A 24,878-nucleotide genomic window follows, 5' to 3' on the forward strand; every position below is an offset into this window, starting at 1 on the left:
ATTAATACATTTTATAACTTAATTTACCTTCTAATTTTTTTGCGGGATTACCTACATATACTCTCCATTCGTCTGTTTTTTGTTTTGTAAGACTAGCACCCATAGCTAATAATGTACCTTTAGCTAAGTGCGTGTAATCTCTGATAGTTGCATTAACCCCAAAAAAACAATAAGACTCAATAATACAATGTCCTGACATAACTACATGAGACGTAAAAAAGACATGGTCTTTAATTTCTCCATGATGCCCAATATGGTTTCCACTCCATAAAACAACATTATTACCTATTTTAGTAAATGGTTGTATTGTGTTGTCTTCAAGTATAAAACAGTTTTCTCCAATTTCGTTATCAAAAACAGTAGCTTTACTACTTATGTAAGAAATGTATTTATAACCTTTTGATTTTCCTTCTAAATAAATTTTTTCCCTCAATTGATTCATTTGTTTAGCAGTCATTGGCGCAAACAAATGATATTGATCTGGTGGATAAATAGTTTCTATATCTTCAAAAGGCACTACAGGCAACCCTTTAAATTCATTTTTGTCTATATATTCTTTTGAGACTGTAAATGCCACTACTTCATGTTCACTATCATTTTCAAGATAATAATGTGCTAGTTCTGCCGTATCTAAAAGGCCAAAAATGATAACTTTTGCCATATTATATTAATTTATAGTTTTCTATTAGTTTTATCGTTTCTTCTTTAGAATTAAACATCAAAACATCTATTATTGATAACCCTTTAACATGTTGGTTTTCAAATTGCTTATATGATGTTAATTCATTTTTTATAAATTTTAAAGTCACTCCTTGCTTTAAAAAATAATCTTTGTTGTATAATTCAAGACCACCGATGGGATTTATATAAAAATCTCCACCTCTGTCTTTAGTAATATTTATAAGTCTATCAGCTTTATTTTGTCCTTTTGTATCATTGCAACTAATTGAACTTTTTTCAAAAGTTTTGTTTAGTCCTAAATATTCTGAAACACCTACAACACTATTGATTGCTAAATCTGCGATTGTTTTATTAGTTTCTTTACTTAAAATTTCATCCACTAGAAAATATACATTATCAAAATAAGGAGCTTTTTTATAATTATGCTTTAACGTTTTTAATAATTGGTTTTTAGTTTCAACTTTATTTAAAAGTAAAACCTCATTTATTAGTTTGTTTTGTGAGGCTTTAGATAAAGCAATGGTAAACATATACTCTTCTCCATTAACTAAGAGTTTATTTCTATTAATCCAACCTCGTTTTATAAAGTTTACATCATCATAAAAAACAAATACATCAACTGCTTTTATTAATTGAAAATAACCGAGGTAAGGAAATATATATGGCTGCATAATTCCTATCTTCATAGACTACTTTTTATAATATTAGCAATTAGTATTTGAATATTTTCATCAACTCTATAATATAAAGGCAAACATAAAATTCTTTTGGATATAGCTTCCGACAATGGCAAACTTGAATGAATAATGTAAGGCAAAGTGTTTAAACTAGGGTAAAAGTAACGTCTTGGATATATTTCTTTTTTATTTAATGCAGCTACAACTTTTAATAATTGAGCTTCTTCTTCAAAAAGAATAGGGTAATAACTAAAATTCCATTCTGTTTCTGGTCTTATTGTTATTGTTTTAACATTTATTGTTTCCAAGAGAGAATTGTAAACTTCAATTGCATTTTTTCGTGAAGCAATTATTTGTTCCATATAAGGCAACACAGATAAGCCTAGTGCAGCTTGTAACTCACTCATTTTACCATTAATGCCTATTCCTTGAAAATCTTCTTTTCCTTTATGACCAAAATTATGGTGATAAAATAGGCTATTAAGCAAATGTGCATCATTACAAAACAAAGCACCTCCTTCTCCTGTATGAAATAATTTAGTGGAGTGAAAACTACATGTACTTACATCTCCGTAATTAAAAATAGATTGTTCTTTATAGGTCACTCCAAAGCAGTGTGCTGCGTCATAAATTACTTTTAAATTATATTTTTTAGCAATAATTTCAATTTCGTCAATAGCGCAAGGGTTACCAAAAACATGTGTAGCTAATATGGCTGTTGTTTTTGGTGTTATCGCTGCTTCAATTTTGGTCTCGTCTATAGTTAAATACTCAGGATGTATATCTACAAACACAGGTGTACAACCTTCCCAAACAATACTACTGGTCGTAGCCACATAACTAAATGGTGTAGTTATAATTTCACCTTCTAAATTTAGAGCTTTAATAGCTATTTGTAACGGTAAAGTACCGTTTGTCATAGCTATCATTTGATTAACTCCTAGATAAGATTTAAGTTGACCTTCTAGTTCTTTAACCAAAACACCTCGGTTAGTCATCCATCCTGTATCCCAAGCTCGTTTTAAAATAGCTTGATACTCTTCTTGTGGCGGTAAAAATGTTTTGGTAACGTTAATCATTAAAAGAGTTTATTTGATTTGTTTGCATGAATACTATAATTATCAGGAACTTGAATATTAAAAAACGCACCAAGCTTTTTCCACTTATTTACATCCTCAAGCTGACCAACAAATAATGAATTAGGATTATAAAAATTAAAAAAATCGATTACTTCCTTATTTCTCAAATTATAAATAGCCTTATAATGCTCTCTATGTGTATTATTTATTTCAAGCAAATTATCTATTTCTTTTATTGATTTATAATAATTTTTATCAGAAAATGAATTATAATATTCTTCTTCTCGTTTGTAAATTTTAGAATGTCTAAAAGTATTCCCTAATGTCTTTCCTTTTGAATGATTAATCATAGAGTCAAACCATTTATCTGAATCTCTTGTAAACAATATAAATTTAGCATCTGAAAATTTGTGATATAAAATTTTATAAAAATCTTCTTCCCACCAAGGGTTATCTTCAAAAACTTGATTATTTTTAAAATCTTTGGATAAAAAAATACTATCTAAATCACCTAAAAAACGTTTTGTCGACCATTCAACACTTCTCTTAGAATCATACCCTGCCACTTTATATCCAAAATCTTTAAAAAAATGTCCAACTGAAGTTGTTCCAGTTCTCTGAAACGAAATACAAAATATTTTTGGCTTATTTTTATTTAAAAACATCATAATTAATTACTTGTATAATTTGCGCTTAACAAAAAAGGTGGCCAAGTCTCTTGCTCATGTATAACTTGAAAATCTAAAATTCCATTAATGCGTAAATAAGGCTCTTTAGATTTCATATTATTGACAGAAATATTTAGAGAATACAACCCTTTTGATAACTGCAAGTTTCTATGATTAACCGTAAAGCTTAATCTGTCTTCATTAAAATCAATAACTGAATCTGAACCATTTTGTTCTATTAACGCTACAGGACGTTGCTCTTTATCAAAAATAGTTATAGCAAATTGAGGTTTTTCCTTTAATTTATTATTCTTAAAGTTAAGCATTAAGATTAAATCGTCATTCCAATACCTTTGATATAAACCTTCTTTTTGTTCTGTATTTAACATAGTAATATCCTCTAGCATAATACTGCCATCATCAAAAACTATATTATTTCCACTATTTGAAAACCTAGTATAATATAAATCAATAGCCTTCCCTACATTTTCACCTTGAAACTTAGATTGACCTTTGTCCATTAGGATAACTTGGTTACACATTCGAGATATCATAGGCATACTATGGGAGACAAAAATCACTGCCGTATTTGGCAAAATACGATCAATAGTCTTAAAACATTTTAAAACAAACCCTAAATCACCAACTGCCAACACCTCATCAATAATCAACACATCAGGTTCCATTTGTGCGGCTACTGCAAAGCCTAAGCGCACTTTCATCCCGCTACTATAATGCTGTACGGGCATATCTATAAACTCTTCCAACTCGGCAAAAGCAATAATAGCGTCTAGCTTTTGGTCAATCTCCTGTCGGGTAAATCCTAAAATAGCTCCATTATTATAAATATTTTCTCTACCAGATAATATTGGGTTAAATCCTGCGCCTAGTTCTATCAATGCACCTACTCTACCTTTAATAGTTACTTTACCCGCATCTGGATTAATTAATCCATTTAGTATTTTTAGTAAGGTAGATTTACCTGCACCGTTATGACCTATTAAGCCCAAACACTCACCACGTCGTAACTCAAAATTAATATCCTTAACTGCCCAAAACTCTTTAGGTCGTAACGCACGCTCATTAGTGCTACCACCAATACCAGTCATTAAATCTTTAACACCATACCATAGGCTAGTCTTTAGGTCTTTACAAAACTTTTTGCTTAAGCCTTCTACCTTTACTAAAACCTCATTATCGGTTTGTATGTTTTGTTCTGGGTTCATCAACCTTTTTTATCTTTTATTTTTTTAAGTTTCCTTAGTCATTTCGAGCAAAGCGAGAAATCACACACACTACTAATTACTCATTACTCATTATTCACTACTCATTACTAACTACGCACTCAATCGCTCCACAATAATCGGTATAGATAATCTATATATAGCCAAACCAATTAACAACAACGGGAGACAACAAGCAATTACAATTAAAAATTGGTAACCATAGTCTGACACATGTCCTACTACAAAATCTCTAGTGGTTAATATAATGGGCGTTAAAGGGTTATACATCATTAAGGTTTTTAGCAAACCATCTTCTTTTGGTAAAGCAAATACCACTGGGGTAACATACATTAAAAACTGCAAGCCAAACGTAATAATCCTATTAATATCGGTATAAAGCAAGCCTATAGGTGTAATAAACAACCCTATAGTAGTACCAACCAATACTGCACCAATCACTGCAACAGGAACTAGCAATAAAGTCCAACTAAAGCCAACACCATAAAACAACACAAAAACAAGTAGTAATAACAGTTTTATAGACGTATTAAATAAAAGCTTGTAAATACCTGAGATTATCAAGGCTTCTTTTGGAAAATTAATTTTGGTTAAAATACCACGAGCACTATTAGTACTCTGCATAGGCGATTTGATAGACTCGGTAACAATAGACCAAATCAACGTACCAGAAAAAGCAAACAACGGATAAGGCATACCCGTATCGGTTAGTCTAACTGTACCACTGTTGTTAAGTACAACCCAAACTAAAGCAGTCGCTAAAGGGGTAAAAAACGCCCAAAACACACCTAAGTAAGACTGACGGTATTGGGCTTTAATATCGCGTTCTGCCAATTGTCTTGACAAAAAACGTGATGTATAAATATCTTTTAAACTCGCAGAAAACAGCTTAAAAAGACTTAGGGTATTGTTTTTTTGATAAACTTTGGTTTCCAAAGGATACTCTATTTTTTGTTAATTGTAAGCCAACCAATAACTAAAGTAGGCTAACCTTACAAACACAAATAAACGATTTTTTTGGTGTTTTAACGCAAAAATCTAACGTTTTATAGAGAAAAATCTTAAAAAAGTAAAGGGAAGATGATTAGAGAGATATCTCTTTTAGAAAAACAGATGGTCTTAGGCGGATTTTGAAGTAGATGCCTCATTAATATTATTAACCATGTTAAACACCTCTTCATAAGGTAAATCCATATAGTCACAGAACTCTTTGATGGTTACTGGCTGATAACTTTTTTTCTTATGACTATCTTTAATAGCTCTAATGATAGTTCTTGCATGAGAAATGCTTTTACCTAAAACTATGGATGCTTGTTTAGTATCTATGCATATTGTATGTAGCTTCATTTAACTGTTTTTTTAATTCTCTGTGTCGTTCAAATTGAACTTGTCGGTTACTCCTGCCTTGGTAATTCATTTTTTTAATTTTTAGCTTAATGTTTATATTAGTTTAGGATGCTAATTTACATTGTTTTATCACTGGGTTATTGTTTTTTAAACAACTGTTTTCCACATAATTATCAACAATTGTGTAAAAAAACCGATTTATCCCTCATTACCACTAGGCTGAGTTATGCTATTGAAAAATCAAAAAAATTTTACTTGAACAAGTTGACATAGGAATCATCACTTTAATCGATGAAGTGAGTAGTGAGTAGTGAGTAGTGAGTAGTGAGTAGTGAGTAGTGAGTAAAATAATCTAGTAATTTAAATGTAAGTTATTAGTGAAACTGCTGCGCGTTTTGAGACAAACTCTCCGTCTTTACTTTGTTAAGCCACCTCTCTTTAGCTTAAGAGAGGAGCTGGTTATGGAGATTATTTAATTTATTTTAAGAAATATATTCTTCTAAACTTCTAAAAACAGAAGTCAAGTTATCAAAAACCATTTTATTCTCAAACCTAATCACAGTATATCCCAAGCTATTCAAGTAATTAGTCCTAAGTTGATCCTTTTCTGCTTGCACAGCATTATTATGCACCTCACCATCTAATTCTATAATTAGCTTAAGTTTTGCACAATAAAAATCAACAATATAATAGCCTATACTATGCTGTCTATTAAACCTTAAATCATGAAATTGTTTTGCTTTTAAATGAGACCATAAAAAAGCTTCAGCGGGTGTTAAGCTTTGTCTTAATTCAGCTCTAAGACCTTTAAGTTCTGTTTTACTATGTATTCGTTTTCTATACATTAAATTAAAAATAGACAATAATTTTGATTATTAAAACTGCTTCGCGTTTTACGTCAAACTCTCCGTCATAACTACGTTATGCCACCTCTCTTTAGCTAAAGAGAGGAGCTGGTTTAGATAGTTTTTTTCACCTTTCCAGCTCTCCTCTTTAGATAAAGAGGAGAATGAATTTCAATGTTCCCAAAGAACATTGGAAGAAAGAGGAGTTTGAAAACAAAGTTATTGCGAGGACAAAAGACAAAGTAATCTCATTAAAAAAAGAAATAACCCAACAGATTCCTTCAGTCATATTTCCCTCGGAATAACAATGACTTTCTATTAAACTACAAAATAATTAAAACCTCCTCTGTCATTTCGAAAGCGATGTACTGAGCGTAGTCGAAGTAAGGCACGATTGAGGAACCTCATATGAGTTAGCTGTTAGCTGTTAGCTGTTAGCTGTTAGCTGTTAGCAAATATTTCAAATAATCCAACAATCCAAAAACAAAATACTAAAAAACAACCAACAAAACGTCAGTTCTAGTGATTTACGAAGCATGAGTAAATCGTATCAAGAAGAAACAAATAACCAAATTAACAAAAGCATCACACTAAGTGTCACATTAAGCGTAATCGAAGTGCATAGTTAAAGTGCTAGCGAAGAATCTAAACATCGAGTAATCAAACGATCTAACAATCGAGCAATCCAATAACCCTACTTTCTAAAAATCCCTTTCACCCTATCCAGCAAAGACGCTTTCTTAGGTCCGTTATCATGATATCCATTACCATAAGCACCATAACCGTAACCATAGCCATATCCGTATCCATAACCATAACCGTATGTACCTTTTTGATTAAAGTAATTGTATAATAAACTAATATTCTTCACCTCTCCTTTTTGGTGTTTATCTTTAATCAGTTGCAACATATCTTTTTTGGTGTAATCCTGACGCACAACATATAAGGTAGCATCTGCATATTCTATAAGTTCTAGCGCATCAGCAACTAGACCAACAGGAGGCGTGTCTAATATAATATAATCATACTTAGCTTTAAGCTCTTCAATAAGCGCATCCATTTTTTCACCAATCAATAACTCAGAAGGATTTGGAGGTATAGGTCCAGAGGTAATAACATCCAAATCTTCCATCATGGTCTTTTGGGTAACTTCCTCTAAAGACAGCTGACCAATCAAGTAATTAACCGCACCAATGTTATTATCAATATCAAAGTCTCCAAATATTTTAGGCTTACGCAAATCTAAACCGACTAATACGGTTTTCTTTCCACTAAGCGCAAATACAGACGCAATATTAATAGAGCAAAAGGTTTTACCCTCACCACTAATTGAAGAGGTAACCATCACCGTTTTAGAGCCTTCTATATCATGCTTTTTATACATAAACTGTAAGCTAGAACGTACCGCTCTAAACGCTTCAGCTATTGCAGACTTTGGCTTATTTAAAACAGCAAGGTTGTTTTCACTTTGATTCTTACCAACCACACCTAGTAAAGGTATTTTAGACAACTCTTTTAAATCATTAGGGCTATGCAACTTATGATCAAAAAATGTAATAATAAAAGCAATAATGAGTATTGGGATCAAAGCACCTAAAACCGCAAATATGTATCTAATATTTAAATTTCTGGCATTTCTACCCTGACCAGTATCTTTAGCAGGTTCTATTAAATTAATATCAGAAACATTTGAGGCTTTAACTAGTTCCGCCTCTCCTCGTTTGGCTAAATACAAATTATATGTATTTTGACTTAGTAAGTACTCACGCTCTATAGCTTGTAGTTCTTGTTGACTTTCAGGTAAAGTAGAAAACTCGCGCTCAACATTATAAATCTTGTTGTTTATAGATTGTATTTGATATCTAATATTAGTTTTTGCAGAAGAAATACTCTCAAACAACACCTTTTTTAAACCATCTATTTGACGATTCAAATCATCAAAAACAGACACGTTATCACGCACAGAATACTGAAGTTTAGATTTTTGAGAAGAAATATCTACCATTTGTGATATCATATTTTGAATATTTCCATCTCCAACTCCATCAACTACAGGCGCAGGAAAACTCGTAAAGTCATCACTAGTTTCTAAGTAATTTTTTAATAAATCATAAGACATCAATTGCTTTTCATAAGCTTCTTTTTGCTTCTCATAATCTAAGATCTTATTAGACAACTCGTTAGTTTCATTTTCCAGATTATACAGCTTATTATCTCGTTTAAACTCATTTAACGAGTCTGCTTTTTTTGTCAAGTCACCTTTTACCCTTGCTAATTGCTTATCTATAAAGTTAATGGTATTAACTGCATATTGGTTTTTCTTTTCCAGTTGGTCACGATCTAATATGACTATAGACGTATTTAAATAATCAACAATTTTAGCCTTATTTTTATTAGTCAATCTAATTGACAATAAAGGTGATCGTTCTTGATTAGCAACTACGTAAGAGTTTAAAAAACCAGAAACAACACTATTAAAACTGTCATATCGAATAAAATAAGTTTTACCAGCAATAATCTTTTTATCTACACGCTCTAAAATACTTCCTTTTAAAAAAGGCAAATCAATATACTCGCCTACTTGATAGCGCTTTTTAAAAGTAGGTTGCATTACTGGCAAGCGTTTAACTTCCTTAGTTACAAAATTTTGGGTCGCAATTGTTTCTGTTTCTCCAAAATCGTAAGACAACTCAAAAGTAGTATTATCAACAAACTCTATTTTTATAGAATGTCCTATCACTTGATAAGCGGAGTCTACACCAACAAACTTAAAAGGTACTCTACCGTACATATCTGTTTTGTAAAAACGTCCTTGAGTTAAGTAACTTAAATACAAGTCTAAACTATCTACTACCTTCTCGTGATGTTCTCTTGACTTTAAATTAAGTAGTACTTCTTGGACTTTGCCTGAGATACCTCCATAATTAAAAATTAAACTCGTGTTAGAAGTAAATAATGGGTTTTTATCATCTTGTACCGTAATCTTAGCATCTAAAGTATACGGAAACTCTTCTCTAATATTTTGTTGATATACAATGTAAATACCAATAATTAAAGCTAAGACAAACCACTTCCAATAACTTAAAGCTCTAAAAAGAAACGCTTTAAAATCAAACATCTGTGCCTCTTGCTCTTGCATTTGGTTTTCCATACTATAAATTTCTTGCTAAAAAGTAAGTACTCACTACTACCGAAAAGATACTAGCTATAGTAGTAATTGTTTGCGTTGCTGTCTGACCTGCCCCTAAAGCTTTACGTTTTAAAGGCTTAACCATAATAATATCATTAGGCTGTATATAATAAAACTCAGATTCCATTGCAGCTATATCGGTCAAATCTATATGATGTATTTTTTGCCCATCGGGATATTGCCTAACAATTAGTACATCTTTACGATCTCCTGTTTGTGCAATATCGCCTGCATTAGCAACCGCTTCAAGTATATTTACCCGTTCTCTATACAACACTTGGGTCCCTTTATTACCAATTTCACCAAGCGTGGTATATCTTAAACCTGCTAGTTTTACGGTCACAAAGATTTGCGCTGTTTCTTTAAAATACTTCTCTAGCAACAAATCCTTTACCTTATCTTCTATTTCTTCTACAGTGTATCCTAACACGTTAATCTCTCCTAATATTGGAAATTCGATATTACCATGTAAATCCACAGTAAAACCATTAAAATAAAGACCTTGTTCAGACTGCCCAATATTACCTCCAGCATTAGTATTAGTTGGATTAAAAATCTTTACCAATTCTTCATCTAAAGCTTTTACGTTAATACTTAAAATATCATCTATCTGCACACGGTATGGTTGTGCTAACGCTTTAATCTGCAGTGAATCATTAGCTATTGTCCCTTTGTTTTGTAAGTAAACAACGTCTTTATTTGTAATACAAGAAGAACTAAAAAGAACTAAAACAAGCAGTAAACAAGCAATAAGTGGCTTCATATAGAGGCATTTGATAAGTGACAAATATAGTTTTTCAACCTGAAAAATAAAACTTTTACCGAAGATTTTGGCGTTTTAGCTGTTCGATAGAAAATAGTAGTTAGCAGTTAGCAGTTAGCAGTTAGCAGTTAGCAGTTAGCAGTTAGCAGTTAGCAGTTAGCAGTTAGCAAATATCTCAAATAATCTAACAATCCAATAATCAAGCAACCTAATAATCTATTAATCTAGAAATCCAACAATCGAGCAATCGTCACTTCGAGTGATTTACGCAGCATGAGTAAATCGTATCGAGAAGCACCAAATCTACAAATAACCAAATCCACAAACCAGCAAAACTTGTCATTCTAAAATGAGGCACGACTGAGAAATCTCATATGAGTAATGAGTAATGAGTAATGAGTAATGAGTAATGAGTAATGAGTAATGAGTAAAATATCTCAAACAATCTAATAATCGAGCAATCTAAAAAAACCGTCATTTCGAGAGCAGCGAGAAATCACACATAAGTAGCAAGTAGCAAGTAGCAAGTAGCAAGTAGCAAGTAGCAAGTAGCAAGTAGCAAGTAGCAAGTAGCAAGTAGCAAAGCTACAAACTTTCAACTTTTCAACTTAGAACTTTAAACTTTTAAACTTTTCAACTTAAAACTAATATTCCCATCTTTGCAAAAAAGAACACTTTGAATTACTTAACTGTAGAAAATATTTCTAAATCCTATGGAGAGCGTACATTGTTTAAAGACCTCTCTTTTAGTGTACACAAGGATCAAAAAATTGCATTTGTAGCAAAAAATGGTACCGGAAAAACTTCCATTCTTAATATTCTAGCTGGTTTTGACGCTCCAGATACTGGTCAAATTATCTACCGTAAAGACATAAAAGTAGCATTTTTACCGCAAGAACCTAATCTAGATCCTAATTTAACTATAGAGCAAACTATATTTAATGCAGATAACCCTATATTAGACATTATTGCTAATTACGAAAAAGCTTTACAAAATCCAGAAGACACAGAAGCTTACCAAACAGCATTTGAGCAAATGGAAAGGCATCAAGCTTGGGATTTTGAAACCCAATACAAGCAAATTCTTTTCTTGTTAAAACTAGACAACTTAGACCAAAAAGTAAACAACTTATCTGGTGGACAAAAAAAACGTCTAAGCTTAGCAAACGCATTAATCAATAAACCAGATTTATTAATCCTAGACGAGCCTACCAACCATCTTGATTTAGAAATGATTGAGTGGCTAGAAGGCTTTTTTGCTAAAGAAAACATCACCTTGTTTATGGTAACGCACGACCGTTATTTTTTAGAACGTGTCTGCAACGAAATAATAGAATTAGATCACGGAGAGCTTTACACCTATAAAGGCAACTATTCTTACTACTTAGAAAAAAAAGAAGAACGCATTTTAAGAGAACAAACCGAAGTTAATAAAGCAAAACAACTCTATAAAAAAGAGCTAGGTTGGATGCGTAGACAACCCAAAGCACGCACCACCAAATCTAAATCTAGAATAGACGACTTTGCCGAAATAAAACACAAAGCACACCAACGCCGTAAAGACCATGTTGTTGAGTTAGAGATAAACATGGAGCGCTTAGGTAGTAAGATTGTAGAGTTAGTAAAACTATCTAAATCTTTTAAAGACAAGATCATTTTAGACCAATTTAGCTACAACTTTCAAAAAGGTGAGCGTGTTGGAATTATTGGTAAAAACGGAACAGGTAAATCCACATTTTTAAACATCCTTACGCAAACCGCACAACCCGATAGTGGTAAGATTATTATTGGAGAAACGGTTAAATTTGGATACTACACTCAAGCAGGAATTAATCCAAAAGAAGGACAAAAGGTAATTGATGTTGTTAGAGAATTTGGTGATTATATTCCACTAAAAAAGGGACGTCAAATTAGTGCGCAACAATTATTAGAACGTTTCTTGTTTGACCGTAAAAAACAATATGATTTTGTCGAAAAACTTAGTGGTGGCGAGCGTAAACGTCTATACTTATGTACCGTTTTAATTCAAAACCCTAACTTTTTAATCTTAGACGAGCCGACTAACGATTTAGATATTGTTACACTTAATGTCTTAGAAGACTTTCTATTAGATTTTCCTGGTTGTTTAATTGTGGTCTCTCACGACCGCTATTTTATGGATAAAATTGTAGACCATCTGTTAGTCTTTAAAGGTGAAGGTAAAATTGAAGATTTCCCTGGTAATTATACAGATTATCGCATTTATGAAGACAGTAAACCACCAGAAATAGCTTCTGAAGATAAAAAGGAAAAGAAAACTTGGAAAAAAGACAGCAATAGTAATCTGTCTTACAACGAACAAAAAGAATATAAAAACTTAGAAAGTAAGATTAAATCCCTAGAGTTTGATAAAAAAGAATTAGAACAACAATTCTTAAATCCTGACTTAACACAAGACCAAATCACAGAACTCTCTAACAAAATGCAAACGATTATAGATAGTATAGAAGAAAAAGAATTACGTTGGTTAGAACTCGCAGAAAAAATGGAAAACGAGTAAAACTAGTGATTAATAACTGATCACTAATGATTGATAACTGATGACTATAAAAAATTCCTTTAGTCATTTCGAGCACAGCGAGAAATCACACAAAAAGCATAAAACTAGATGTACTCAGACCAAGGAAGAGTTAGCAGTTAGTAAATATCTAATAATCCAAAAATCTAATAGTCCAGTAATCTAAAAAATCGTCACTTCGAGTGATGCCGAAGCATGAGGCATTGTATCGAGAAGCTAAAGAATAAACTACTATATTTATCACGTCCAAATTACTCCTAATGAGAAAACTAATCATAGCCTATATAAAATTCTTATTACGCTCTAAAAATCAACATGGTGTCCACTCTCCTTTTGTTTATGATTTAGTGACAAAATGCTTTTATGACAAGACAAAATACTCCAACTATAATCAACTAAAAACTTACCGAAAAGACTTACTTCAAAATAAAACAACTATAGAAGTCACAGATTTAGGTGCAGGCTCTCAAGTAGATACATCTAATACAAGAAAAGTATCAGATATTACTAAAAATGCTGGCACAACAGTTAAAAGAGCAAAACTATTTTTCAGATTATCTCGTTATTTTAAATTCAACCAAGTTTTAGAATTAGGTACATCTATGGGTATTGCTACACATGCCATAAGTTTAGGTAACCCAAAAACACAAATTACTACTATTGAAGGTTGTCCAAATATTTCAAAATTTACTAAAGAGAATTTCAATAAATTAGGCTTAAATAATATTACTTCATTAACAGGAGATTTTAAAGCGGTTATTCCAACATTAACATCAAACACATATGATTTAATCTATTTTGACGGCAACCATCAAAAAGAAGCTACTATAGAGTATTTCAATATGTTATTACCTACAATTAATAACAATACCATTTTTATTTTTGATGACATTTATTGGTCAAAAGGCATGACACAAGCTTGGGAAACCATAAAAAAACATCCGCAAGTTACAGTTACTATAGACACATTTTTTTGGGGATTTGTAAGCTTTAGAAAAGAACAAGCCAAAGAACATTTTACTATTAGAATTTAGAGTTAGTAGTTAGTAGTTAGTAGTTAGTAGTTAGTAGTTAGTAAAAATCTCATATAATCTAACACTCCAAAAATCTATAAATCTAATCATCGAAAAATCGAGTAATCTAACAATCAAAACATCTAATCTTCTAAAAAACTTTCACTTTAAACTATAAACTGCTAAATTTGATAATATGAAAATATACACAAAAACAGGAGACAAAGGTACAACCGCTTTATTTGGTGGTACACGCGTACCTAAACATCATATACGTATTGACAGCTACGGAACTGTCGACGAATTAAACAGCTATATTGGTTTAATAAGAGACCAAGACATAGACCAAAAATACAAAGACACCTTGATAAACATACAAGACAAACTGTTTACCGTTGGTGCTATCCTAGCAACAGATCCAGAAAAAGCTACTTTAAAAAATGGTAAAGAGCGCTTAAACATCCCTAAAATAAATGAAGCTGACATCAATTTTTTAGAACAAGAAATGGATAGCATGGATGCGCATTTACCACAAATGACGCATTTTGTATTACCTGGTGGACACCAAACCGTGTCATTCTGTCACATTGCACGTACAGTTTGCAGACGTGCTGAACGCTTAGCGTCAGCACTTAACGATTTAGAACCATTTCAACCAGAAACACTAACCTATTTAAACCGTCTATCTGACTACCTTTTTGTATTGGCACGAAAGTTGTCACAAGACTTACAAGCAGATGAGGTAAAGTGGATTCCTAAAAAAACAGAATAAATTAACCTTTAAAGCATTTATTAATACTGCAAAAGACCTAAAAGTCAAGTAGTTTAAATAAAAACAAACGTTCCTATTTATACTGAAAAAATAATTCACTTTTTTCTTGACTATTTGAACTAAAAATTTATTTTTGCAAAAAATTAAAACGATAAAAGAATGTATTGGACATTAGAATTAGCATCTTATTTAAGTGATGCACCTTGGCCAGCAACCAAAGACGAACTTATCGATTACGCAATCCGTACAGGTGCGCCTTTAGAAGTTGTTGAAAACTTACAATCTATTGAAGACGAAGGAGATTCTTACGATTCTATCGAAGAAATTTGGCCAGATTATCCAACTGACGAAGATTACCTCTGGAATGAGGACGAATACTAAAATAAATCAAGCATAAAAAAGTCTCAAAATAGAGGCTTTTTTTGTGCTTAAAATTTAGCTTTACACAGCTAAAAACGTATATTTAAGCCCTTTTTTAAAAAGGCATAGTTCTGTATGCCCTTATTAGCACAGAACTAACATACTAAAAACCAAAAGCTAATGAAATCTTTGGCTCAGCACACTGCTGCTTCATTTTGATTTCAAATTAACACATATTAAATTATGAATTTTTTAAATTCAATACTAAAAGTATTTGTTGGTGATAAGTCTAAACAAGACGTAAAAGCCATCATGCCAATAGTTGAAAAAATTAAATCTTTTGAAAGTGCTTTAGAAGCCTTATCGCATGATCAACTTAGAGCAAAAACAGCAGAGTTTAAAGCAAAAATTGCCGAAGCACGCAAACCATTCTATTCTCAAATCGAAGCATTAGAACAAGAAGCAGAAGCATCTGACGATATAGACAGAAGAGAAGATATTTATCAAGAAATTGATAAAATTAAAGACGATGCTTACGCCGCTACAGAAGGTGTCCTTAACAACATCCTTCCAGAAGCTTTTGCTGTTGTTAAAGAAACCGCAAAACGTTTTAAAGATAATACTTCAATTACCGTTGAAGCTAACGAATTTGACCGTTTAATTTCTGGAGAACATAACTACGTTACTCTAGAAGGAGATAAAGCAACTTGGGCAAATTCTTGGGATGCTGCAGGTAAAGAAGTAACATGGGATATGGTACATTACGATGTACAGTTAATTGGTGGTGTTGCAATGCACCAAGGTAAAATTGCCGAAATGCAAACTGGTGAAGGTAAAACGCTTGTAGCAACCTTACCTGTATACCTTAACGCTATTGCTGGTAAAGGTGTACACTTAGTAACAGTAAACGACTACTTAGCTAAACGTGATAGCGCTTGGATGGCTCCTATTTTCCAATTCCATGGATTAAGTGTAGACTGTATAGATTATCACCAACCAAATAGCGACGCACGTCGTAAAGCCTATAACGCAGATATTACTTATGGTACCAATAACGAGTTTGGTTTTGATTACCTACGTGATAATATGGCGCATGCACCTGGCGATTTAGTACAACGTCCGCACCACTTCGCTATTGTAGATGAGGTAGATTCGGTTTTAATTGACGATGCACGTACACCATTAATCATTTCTGGTCCAGTACCAAAAGGTGACGAACACGAGTTTACTTTATTAAAACCAAAAGTAGAAGATATTGTTAGCGTACAACGTAAATATTTGACTACGGTTTTAGCCAATGCTAAAAAACTTATCGCAGACGGAGACACTAAAGAAGGAGGTTTCCAATTATTACGTGTATACCGTGGTATGCCAAAAAATAAAGCGTTAATTAAGTTTTTAAGTGAAGAAGGTGTAAAACAATTACTTCAAAAAACAGAAAACTACTTCATGCAAGATAATAACCGTGAGATGCCAAGAGTAGACGCGGAATTATACTATGTAATTGAAGAAAAAAATAATCAGATAGAATTAACAGACAAAGGTGTAGATTATCTTTCAGGTAAAGACAATCCAGACTTCTTTGTCATGCCAGAAATTGGTGTAGAAATTGCTAAAATTGAAAAGCAAAATCTATCTAGCGAAGAAGAAGCTAATCTTAAAGAAGATTTATTCCGTGACTTTGCTGTAAAATCAGAACGTATCCATACCCTAAACCAGTTATTAAAGGCTTACGCATTGTTTGAAAAAGACATTCAATACGTAGTGATGGATAACAAAGTAATGATTGTAGATGAGCAAACAGGTCGTATTATGGATGGTCGTCGTTATTCAGACGGTTTACACCAAGCGATAGAAGCTAAAGAAAATGTAAAGATTGAAGACGCTACACAGACTTTTGCTACAATTACTCTACAAAACTACTTCCGTATGTACCGCAAGTTAGCTGGTATGACAGGTACAGCAGTAACAGAAGCTGGAGAATTCTGGGAAATCTACGAATTAGATGTTGTTGAAATCCCTACCAACAGACCAATTGCTCGTGATGACCGTGAGGATTTAGTGTACAAAACAAAACGCGAAAAGTATAACGCTGTTATTGATGAGGTTACTAAATTATCACAATCAGGACGACCAGTTCTTATTGGTACTACTAGTGTAGAGATTTCTGAGTTATTAGGTAAAATGTTATCGATAAGAAAAGTACCTCATAACGTACTTAACGCAAAACTTCATAAAAAAGAGGCAGATATTGTAGCTGAAGCTGGTAAACCAGGACAAGTCACCATTGCAACAAACATGGCTGGTCGTGGTACAGATATTAAATTAAGTGACGAAGTTAAAGCTGCAGGTGGATTAGCTATTATTGGTACAGAACGTCATGACTCGCGTCGTGTAGACCGACAGTTACGTGGTCGTGCAGGTAGACAAGGTGACCCAGGTAGTTCGCAATTCTATGTATCTTTAGAAGATAATTTAATGCGTTTATTTGGTAGTGAACGTATTGCTAAAATGATGGATAGAATGGGATTACAAGAAGGCGAAGTGATTCAGCATTCTATGATTTCAAAATCTATTGAGCGTGCACAGAAAAAAGTAGAAGAAAATCAATTTGGTGTTCGTAAACGTCTACTTGAATATGATGATGTAATGAACTCGCAACGTGAAGTAGTTTACAAACGTCGTTACCACGCATTATTTGGTGAGCGTTTACGTGTAGATTTAGCTAACATGATTTATGATACTTCTGAGTTAATTGCAGAGACCAATAAAGATGCTAACGATTACAAAAACTTCGAGTTTGAACTAATCCGTTTCTTCTCTATGTCTTCACCAATTAGTGAAGCTGAGTTTAACAAAATGTCTGCTTTAGAGATTGCACAAAACATCTATAAAACAGCTTTTGATCACTATAAAAATAAAATGGAACGCAACGCCGAAATTGCTTTCCCAGTTATAGAAAACGTATACGAAAATCAACGTGATCGCTACAAGCGTATTGTTGTTCCTTTTACGGATGGTACCAAAACGTTACAAGTTGTAACTGACTTAGAAAAAGCTTATGAAAGTAAAGGAAAACAGTTAATCACTGACTTTGAAAAGAACATCACATTAGCCATTATTGATGATGCTTGGAAGACTCATTTACGTAAAATGGACGAGTTAAAACAGTCGGTTCAATTAGCTGTTCACGAGCAAAAAGATCCATTATTAATTTACAAGTTTGAAGCTTTTGAATTGTTTAAAAGCATGATCTCTCAAGTTAATAAAGATGTAATTTCATTCTTATTTAAAGGTGAATTACCGACAGAAACAACTAATGCTATTAGTGAAGCAAAACAAGTACGTCAAAAAGAGAATCTAAAAACTGAAAAGGAAGAAATTCCTAATTTAGACGAACGTGCTGCCCAAAATAGAGCTGCTGGTAACACACAACAACAACCACAAGTTGTAGAAACTATTGTTAGAGAGCAACCAAAAATTGGTCGTAATGACAGAGTGACTATAAAAAATGTAATGAGTGGCGAAAACAAAACCCTTAAATACAAACAAGCAGAACCATTAATTGCTAAAGGCGAATGGGTTTTAGTAAATGAATAAATAACTTATATTGAATCATATTAAAAATCCCAAAGTGTAATGCTTTGGGATTTTTTTGTATTTTTATTTAACTAAATAAAATCTTTAATTATGCTAAGAAAAATATTAGCCACAATTGCTGGTATTATAGCAGCTAGCCTATCTATTTATCTTATTGAAACCTTAGGTCATACTTTGTTCCCTTATCCTGAAGGCGCTAAACCTATGGATATGGAATGGATAAAAAACAATATAAATCTTATCCCTCGAGGATCAATGATAGCCGTAATTATTGCACACGGCGTTGGTATTGCGGTAGGTATGTTTGTTGCAGGAGTAATTTCTAAAACTTCGATTATTCCTGCCTATGTCGTTGCTGGTTTTATGGTTGTAGCTACAATTGCTAATTGGTTTATGATTCCTTCCCCTACGTGGTTTTATATTGCAGACGGAATTAGTGTTATTGCAGGATTCTTTTTTGGAAAATCTTTAGCACATCGTAATATTTATGGTAAAATTGAAACAATCAGATAACTTCTAACATTTTATAGAACAACAATTAAAGGTTTTTAAAATCATTCATCTAGCTTTAATTGCAGGATTAATTTTGTCGTATTACTTTTTAGGTGATTTAGGAAATTTAACAGAGCTAACTTTCCCAACAGTAAACAGTGAAAATTACATCTATTTATTTATCCCAATAGCTGCGTTTATTATCAGTAATTTATTATTTAAACATTTTATTTCTAAAATAGATAATAACCTTTCTGTACAACAAAAATTAGTTAGTTATCAAACTGCATCAATTATAAGATGGGCAATTTTAGAAGGCGCAGCTTTCTTAATTTTATTAATCTATCCAGAATTTCTTCTTTTTGGAATATTATTAATTGTTTATTTGGCTCTACTTATTCCTACAGAAGCAAGAATAAAAAGAGACTTAAATCAATTTGATTAAACCAATCCTAGTATTGGTTTTGGATCTATTGTATTTTGTTTATAAAACTCTAATTCTTTAGCACTACAAACACCAGGATAATCTCCTTCTTTACCTTGTAAATCTTTTATAATTTGAAAGTGAAGATGCGGCGCATAATCTCCATTTACCTTTGCATCTCCTAATTGCGCAATAATGTCTCCTTGTTTTACACTTTGATCAACTTTAATATTTTTAATTGAAGCACGCGATAAATGACCATAAAGTGTATAAAACTTATGATTTCCTAAGCTGTGCTCTAAAATTATAGTTGGTCCGTAGTCTCCAAAATTATTATTATCATTAAAGCTATGGATTACTCCATTAAAAGCAGCAAGTATATCTGTTCCTGCAGGACACCATAAATCTAAACCCAAATGAATATTACGTTGCGCTTCTTCGGTTTGAGAAGAAAAGTAATCACTACGGTCATAAAGATTTCTATGCTCTAAATAGCCACCATATGCAACTTTTTTATTAGCTTTTTTAAGATAATTATTAATATAAATTTCCCAAGCTTTAGAAGAAGACACATCAAATAACTTTAAATCTTCATTCTGTTTTGACAAATCTATTGCAACATAATCATCAATTGAAATTGAATAATCAACAACAAAAATTTCTTCTTGATTTGAAGCATCTAAAATCTTATTTAAAACCATTACGCTATTCTTATTTTAGAGAATAAAGATAACATCTAAATTAATTTTTCGTTATACTTATATTCAATAAATTTGCTATACTTTTATATTCAATAAATCCTTAATTCTACAATGAATAAATTTTTAAAGTGGATAATATATGCCCTAATTACAGTAGCTGTACTTGTTTTAGGCTATCAATTTTTTACTAAAACTGGTGTTTTTGAGCAACGTTTAAGTCCGCCAAAAACAGTTGCTTTTAAAGTAGACGATTTAAATTTAGAAGTGTTTTACAATCGTCCTTCAAAACGTGATCGTGAAGTTTTTGGTGCATTAGTACCATTTAACCAAGTTTGGCGTACTGGAGCAAACGAAGCTACTACTTTTGAAACTAATCAAGATTTAACCGTACAAGGCATGTATCTACCTAAAGGAAAATACACCATTTGGACAGTCCCTATGGAGGACACTTGGAAAGTAATGTTTAACTCTAAGCAATACGAATGGGGAGTAAATGAAAAAATGGAACCTATGTGGGATCCAAATTTTGATGTTATTGAGGCAGAAGTGCCTGTCAAGGATTTAGACAAACCTGTTGAGCAATTTACGATTGCTTTTGACAACTCTACAGACGACTTAAAAATGACAATGGCTTGGGATGATGTAAAAATTGAAATTCCTTTAAATAGATAGTTTTAACATAGATTCATAAACTTTTGGCTAAAAAAGAAACTCATAAATCGGCTTTATCTGAACAAAAAGGTGTTTCAGCATCTGAAATCACCAATGCCGAAGCTGTTTCAAAATTAAAAGTAAAACGCAAATCTAAAAGGGACACACAAGACTTAATTAACTCGCTTCTTGATGGAAATATTACAGCTTTAAGTCAAGCTATTACAATTATAGAAAGTAAACACACCAAACATCAAGAACAAGCACATCAAATTGTTAAAGCTTGTTTACCTCATGCTAACAAATCAGTTAGAATTGGTATTACCGGCGTACCTGGTGTAGGTAAAAGTACATTTATTGAAGCTTTTGGTAATTATCTAACTGCACAAGGTAAAAAGGTTGCGGTACTAGCTGTAGACCCAAGTAGTTCTTTAACTAAAGGAAGTATTTTAGGTGATAAAACGCGTATGGAATCTTTAGTTAAAAATGAAAATGCCTACATACGTCCTTCGGCTTCAGGAGAATCGCTTGGTGGCGTTGCCAGAAAAACCAGAGAAACTATTACGCTTTGTGAAGCTGCTGGTTTTGATACTATTATTATTGAAACCGTTGGTGTAGGACAAAGTGAAACAGCTGTACACAGCATGGTAGATTTCTTTCTACTTTTAAAATTAGCTGGTGCTGGAGATGAGCTACAAGGTATTAAACGTGGTATTATTGAAATGGCAGACGCTATTGCTATTAACAAAGCAGATGGCGATAATCTTAAAGCTGCTAAGCTAGCTAAAGTAGAATTTAACCGCGCATTACATCTTTATCCTGCAAAAGCTTCTAATTGGCAACCAAAAGTAACTTTATGTAGTGGTTTACAAAATGAAGGTATTGCCGATATCTGGAAAGTTATAAAAGAGTATTTAGAAATTACAAAATCTAATAATTACTTTAGCTCAAAGCGTAATGAGCAAAATAAATACTGGTTAATTCAAACTATAGAAGAACAATTAAAGAGCGACTTCTTTAATCACCCAACTATAAAAATTGAATTACAAAAACAATTAGCTTTAATTGAAGCTAATAAAACTACTCCTTTTGTTGCAGCTGAATATTTATTAAACTTAAAAAATTAAAAGTTAGCTTTATACCATTCTACTTGTTTTTCTACTGATTCTAGTAGCGTAGTTTTCGGGTTATAATTAAGTAGCTTTCTAGCTTTATCAATATTAGCTTTTGTACGTAATTGGTCACCTGCTCGTTTGGCAATAACATTAATTTTAATTGGCTTTCCTAAAACTTTTTCTACAGCATCAATACCATCTTGTGTAGTATGTTCTACTTCTGTTCCAAGATTAATAATTTCGCCATTTACTTTGTCTTCATTTCCTATAACGCTTACTACGCCATCAACAATATCTCCTACATAAGTAAAACTTCGTAAATGCTTATCACTACCTTCATAAAGAGGAAAAGCTTCACCATTTAAACCACAAGCGATTAGTTTAGTATACATTTTTTCTGGACGTTCTCTTGGTCCTATTACAGAGTATAGTCTTAAAGAACAGCTTTTTAACTGCTTTTCTCTACTTTTTTGAAGCACTAACTGCTCGGCAGTTAACTTAGTTACACCATAATGCGATGCAGGTTTTGGTGCTACATCTTCTGGAAAAGTTGCTTCTAAACCATAAATAGATGATGTACCGATGTTTACAAACAGTTTTAAATCTTCTAATTGTAATGCATAATCAATTAGATTTTTGGTTGCCATAACATTATTTGTAAAATAATCTTCAAAAGTAGATGTTGAGGATATACCAGGTTGTGCCGCATAATGGAAGATATAATTTATGTCTTTTGGCAGCTTATTTATATCTGTAATTTCTCTTAAATCTAACTTTAAAACTGTAATCCCTTTTTCATTTAAAGCTTTTTCATTTAATTGCTTTAAATCTAAACTATAATAATCATTAAAGTTATCTACTCCAACAACCTCATGCCCCATTTTTTGGAGTCTTTCTGCTGTATGAGAACCTATAAAACCAACTGCTCCAGTGACTAATATCTTCATAAAAAATTTTGAAATGTTTTACAAAATAACAACTTTTAAGTGAAACATAAATTGCTATTGATAAAAAATAATACTTTTGCATATCTAACAACTTACTATTCATGAAATTTAGAGCACTACTGATAGTTGCTATTTCTTTTTTATTACTAACCTTTAATTTAGGGTCATGGGGAATTACAGAAACTAGCGAGTCTAGATACGCAGAAATTAGCAGAGAAATGTTAGTCAATAATGATTATGTACATCCTAAATTATTAGGCATACATCATTATCATAAACCACCTATTACCTATCAAATTACAACTTTAGGGTATAAAATTTTTGGAGTTAATGAGTTTGGCGCTAGATTTTTTTTACAAATTGCAATTCTAATACAATTAATCTTAGTTTATAATATTACTTTACTTTTTTACAAAAAAAAGAAAATTGCCTTTTCTGCAATGCTTATTTACTTTTCTTTTCCTATTGTTATTATTTCTTCAAGAAACTTAACTACAGATGCTTATTTAACTACTACCGTCCTGGCATCTATTTTCTTTTGGTTGTATTATAAATTAAGGGCTTCTAAACCTATTTTTATTTATTTATTCTTTATTTCGTTAGGTTTAAGCTTTGAAATAAAAGGTCCTGTTGGTCTTATTTTTCCTTTTGTTTTTATTATAAGCCACAGATTAATCACTAAAGAAAAATTAAAAATTACAACACATCATATTCTAGGTTTTATTTTATTTTTAGCAGTGTCTTTAGCTTGGTATTTTGTTGTTTTTATTGAAAACCCTATGCTATACAATTACTTTTTTAAAGAACAAATTGTAAATCGTATTAGCTCAAAATCTTATAACAGATCTAAACCCTTTTGGTTTTATCTCTTAACACTTCCTGCTATTGGCTTACCATGGATATTCTTTTTATGTCATCAAACATATAAAGGTTTCAAAAATATTAAAAATCAAAAATCTTACAGTTTGATTTTAATTTGGACTATATCAACTATTATAATATTATTTTCTGCATTTAAAACAAAGCTTATACTTTATATTTTACCTAGCTTTGGTTTTGTAGCAATACTTACTGCAAAACTATTAAGTCAAACATCTCCTAAAACTTTAAAAAAATACAACCTTATAATTATTAGTTTTATTGGCTTAATTGCAAGCTCTTTAATTGTTTTATCTATTATTGATTTTAAGTTTAATTATAGTTTAATTACTGCGATAATAATGTCTTTATTAGTTAGTATTTTTATTGTATTAGTTTTAAAAAATAACAAAGGACTTTTAAGGACAAGTATTTTAGGCTATTTATTAGGTGCTTTTTTATTAACAAGTGGCACTCAATTTTTAAAACTTAATGATTCTGAGTTAAATTCGACAAGAGAAGTATTTAAATTTATAAACACTAAACTACCTCAAAAAGAAAATATTGTAGTATATAATTATCTTATAGCTTCATCTCAATTTTATTCAGATAAGAAGGTGTATATTTTAAATGATGGACATAATACAGTACAACGCGAAACTCAATTTGAAACTTCTACTAATTGGAAAGATTATAACTTTAATTTACATACTGAAAACGGAATTAATAAAGCAAAAAATATTCTAAATAAAAATGCTGTATTAATAACTAGAAAAAAACACGATATCCGAGAGCATAATAAGTATCTAAAAAGAAACTTGCCTAATCGCAAAGAAATTGGCACTTGGGTAATCTATTACTAAAAAAATAATACTTTTGTAAGACTAAGTAAAG

General features: G+C 31.8%; 22 protein-coding genes. 10 read left to right on the forward strand and 12 right to left on the reverse strand.

Translation table 11 applies throughout. The features are described 5' to 3' along the window. Window position 1: 1 nt before the first annotated feature. From WA327_RS02000 to WA327_RS02045, 10 genes are all read right to left on the reverse strand, one after another. Complete coding sequence (locus WA327_RS02000; RefSeq protein WP_106679492.1) at window positions 2–661, reverse strand: acetyltransferase; 660 nt, start codon at window positions 659–661, stop codon at window positions 2–4. A 1-nt stretch (window position 662) separates the two neighbouring features. After that, window positions 663–1,367, reverse strand: a complete 705-nt coding sequence (locus WA327_RS02005; protein WP_106679489.1) for a WbqC family protein — start codon at window positions 1,365–1,367, stop codon at window positions 663–665. After that, entirely contained in the window at window positions 1,364–2,437 is a 1,074-nt protein-coding gene (locus WA327_RS02010; RefSeq protein ID WP_336065868.1) for a DegT/DnrJ/EryC1/StrS family aminotransferase, read from the reverse strand. Before WA327_RS02010 ends, WA327_RS02005 begins: the two co-directional genes overlap by 4 nt. Beyond that, complete coding sequence (locus tag WA327_RS02015) at window positions 2,437–3,105, reverse strand: sulfotransferase (protein ID WP_336065870.1); 669 nt, start codon at window positions 3,103–3,105, stop codon at window positions 2,437–2,439. The genes WA327_RS02010 and WA327_RS02015 overlap by 1 nt, the downstream gene beginning before the upstream one ends. A 2-nt stretch (window positions 3,106–3,107) precedes the next feature. Then, window positions 3,108–4,331, reverse strand: a complete 1,224-nt coding sequence (locus tag WA327_RS02020) for a polysaccharide ABC transporter ATP-binding protein (protein WP_336065872.1) — start codon at window positions 4,329–4,331, stop codon at window positions 3,108–3,110. 111 nt (window positions 4,332–4,442) lie between these two features. Beyond that, window positions 4,443–5,285, reverse strand: a complete 843-nt coding sequence (locus tag WA327_RS02025) for an ABC transporter permease (protein ID WP_336065876.1) — start codon at window positions 5,283–5,285, stop codon at window positions 4,443–4,445. 183 nt (window positions 5,286–5,468) lie between these two features. After that, entirely contained in the window at window positions 5,469–5,696 is a 228-nt protein-coding gene (locus tag WA327_RS02030; RefSeq protein WP_336065878.1) for a hypothetical protein, read from the reverse strand. Between the two features lie 482 nt (window positions 5,697–6,178). Further along, window positions 6,179–6,541: an endonuclease domain-containing protein gene (locus WA327_RS02035; protein ID WP_336065880.1), complete on the reverse strand. Its 363-nt coding sequence runs from the start codon at window positions 6,539–6,541 to the stop codon at window positions 6,179–6,181. A 694-nt stretch (window positions 6,542–7,235) separates the two neighbouring features. After that, window positions 7,236–9,692 carry a polysaccharide biosynthesis tyrosine autokinase gene (locus tag WA327_RS02040; protein WP_336065882.1) on the reverse strand — a complete coding sequence of 819 codons (2,457 nt, stop codon included), beginning with the start codon at window positions 9,690–9,692 and terminating at the stop codon, window positions 7,236–7,238. Window position 9,693: 1 nt separating this feature from the next. After that, entirely contained in the window at window positions 9,694–10,494 is an 801-nt protein-coding gene (locus WA327_RS02045; protein WP_336065885.1) for a polysaccharide biosynthesis/export family protein, read from the reverse strand. 676 nt (window positions 10,495–11,170) lie between these two features. Here WA327_RS02045 and WA327_RS02050 point away from each other — a divergent pair. The 7 genes from WA327_RS02050 to WA327_RS02080 all read left to right on the forward strand — a co-directional run bounded on the left by WA327_RS02050 (window position 11,171) and on the right by WA327_RS02080 (window position 19,733). Beyond that, complete coding sequence (locus WA327_RS02050; RefSeq protein WP_336065887.1) at window positions 11,171–13,033, forward strand: ABC-F family ATP-binding cassette domain-containing protein; 1,863 nt, start codon at window positions 11,171–11,173, stop codon at window positions 13,031–13,033. 278 nt (window positions 13,034–13,311) lie between these two features. Then, window positions 13,312–14,085, forward strand: a complete 774-nt coding sequence (locus WA327_RS02055) for a class I SAM-dependent methyltransferase (RefSeq protein WP_336065889.1) — start codon at window positions 13,312–13,314, stop codon at window positions 14,083–14,085. Between the two features lie 175 nt (window positions 14,086–14,260). Continuing rightward, window positions 14,261–14,836: a cob(I)yrinic acid a,c-diamide adenosyltransferase gene (locus WA327_RS02060; protein ID WP_336065890.1), complete on the forward strand. Its 576-nt coding sequence runs from the start codon at window positions 14,261–14,263 to the stop codon at window positions 14,834–14,836. 159 nt (window positions 14,837–14,995) lie between these two features. Further along, window positions 14,996–15,217, forward strand: a complete 222-nt coding sequence (locus WA327_RS02065) for a DUF2795 domain-containing protein (RefSeq protein WP_006989959.1) — start codon at window positions 14,996–14,998, stop codon at window positions 15,215–15,217. A 222-nt stretch (window positions 15,218–15,439) separates the two neighbouring features. Then, window positions 15,440–18,796 carry a preprotein translocase subunit SecA gene (secA, locus tag WA327_RS02070; protein ID WP_336065901.1) on the forward strand — a complete coding sequence of 1,119 codons (3,357 nt, stop codon included), beginning with the start codon at window positions 15,440–15,442 and terminating at the stop codon, window positions 18,794–18,796. Between the two features lie 90 nt (window positions 18,797–18,886). Beyond that, window positions 18,887–19,309, forward strand: coding sequence for a hypothetical protein (locus WA327_RS02075; RefSeq protein WP_336065904.1), 423 nt, complete (start codon window positions 18,887–18,889; stop codon window positions 19,307–19,309). Window positions 19,310–19,382: 73 nt separating this feature from the next. Further along, window positions 19,383–19,733, forward strand: coding sequence for an MFS transporter (locus WA327_RS02080; RefSeq protein WP_336065906.1), 351 nt, complete (start codon window positions 19,383–19,385; stop codon window positions 19,731–19,733). On the opposite strand, the gene WA327_RS02085 is transcribed toward WA327_RS02080, so the two are convergent. Then, complete coding sequence (locus tag WA327_RS02085) at window positions 19,730–20,413, reverse strand: peptidoglycan DD-metalloendopeptidase family protein (protein ID WP_336065908.1); 684 nt, start codon at window positions 20,411–20,413, stop codon at window positions 19,730–19,732. The two genes, WA327_RS02080 and WA327_RS02085, sit on opposite strands and share 4 nt — an antisense overlap. 111 nt (window positions 20,414–20,524) lie before the next feature. Between WA327_RS02085 and WA327_RS02090 the strand changes: the two genes are divergently transcribed. Both WA327_RS02090 and meaB read left to right on the forward strand, forming a co-directional pair. Further along, entirely contained in the window at window positions 20,525–21,085 is a 561-nt protein-coding gene (locus tag WA327_RS02090) for a DUF2911 domain-containing protein (protein ID WP_336065910.1), read from the forward strand. A 23-nt stretch (window positions 21,086–21,108) separates the two neighbouring features. After that, on the forward strand, window positions 21,109–22,191 hold the full coding sequence (gene meaB, locus WA327_RS02095) for a methylmalonyl Co-A mutase-associated GTPase MeaB (protein WP_336065913.1): 1,083 nt from the start codon (window positions 21,109–21,111) through the stop codon (window positions 22,189–22,191). Here meaB and WA327_RS02100 read toward each other — a convergent pair. Further along, on the reverse strand, window positions 22,188–23,126 hold the full coding sequence (locus WA327_RS02100) for an NAD-dependent epimerase/dehydratase family protein (protein WP_336065915.1): 939 nt from the start codon (window positions 23,124–23,126) through the stop codon (window positions 22,188–22,190). The genes meaB and WA327_RS02100 overlap by 4 nt on opposite strands. 101 nt (window positions 23,127–23,227) lie before the next feature. Between WA327_RS02100 and WA327_RS02105 the strand changes: the two genes are divergently transcribed. Further along, window positions 23,228–24,847: a glycosyltransferase family 39 protein gene (locus tag WA327_RS02105; protein WP_304143303.1), complete on the forward strand. Its 1,620-nt coding sequence runs from the start codon at window positions 23,228–23,230 to the stop codon at window positions 24,845–24,847. Window positions 24,848–24,878: the final 31 nt, after the last annotated feature.

Origin of the sequence: Mesoflavibacter sp. CH_XMU1404-2 (assembly GCF_037029465.1) — a bacterium.
Lineage (GTDB): Bacteria > Bacteroidota > Bacteroidia > Flavobacteriales > Flavobacteriaceae > Mesoflavibacter.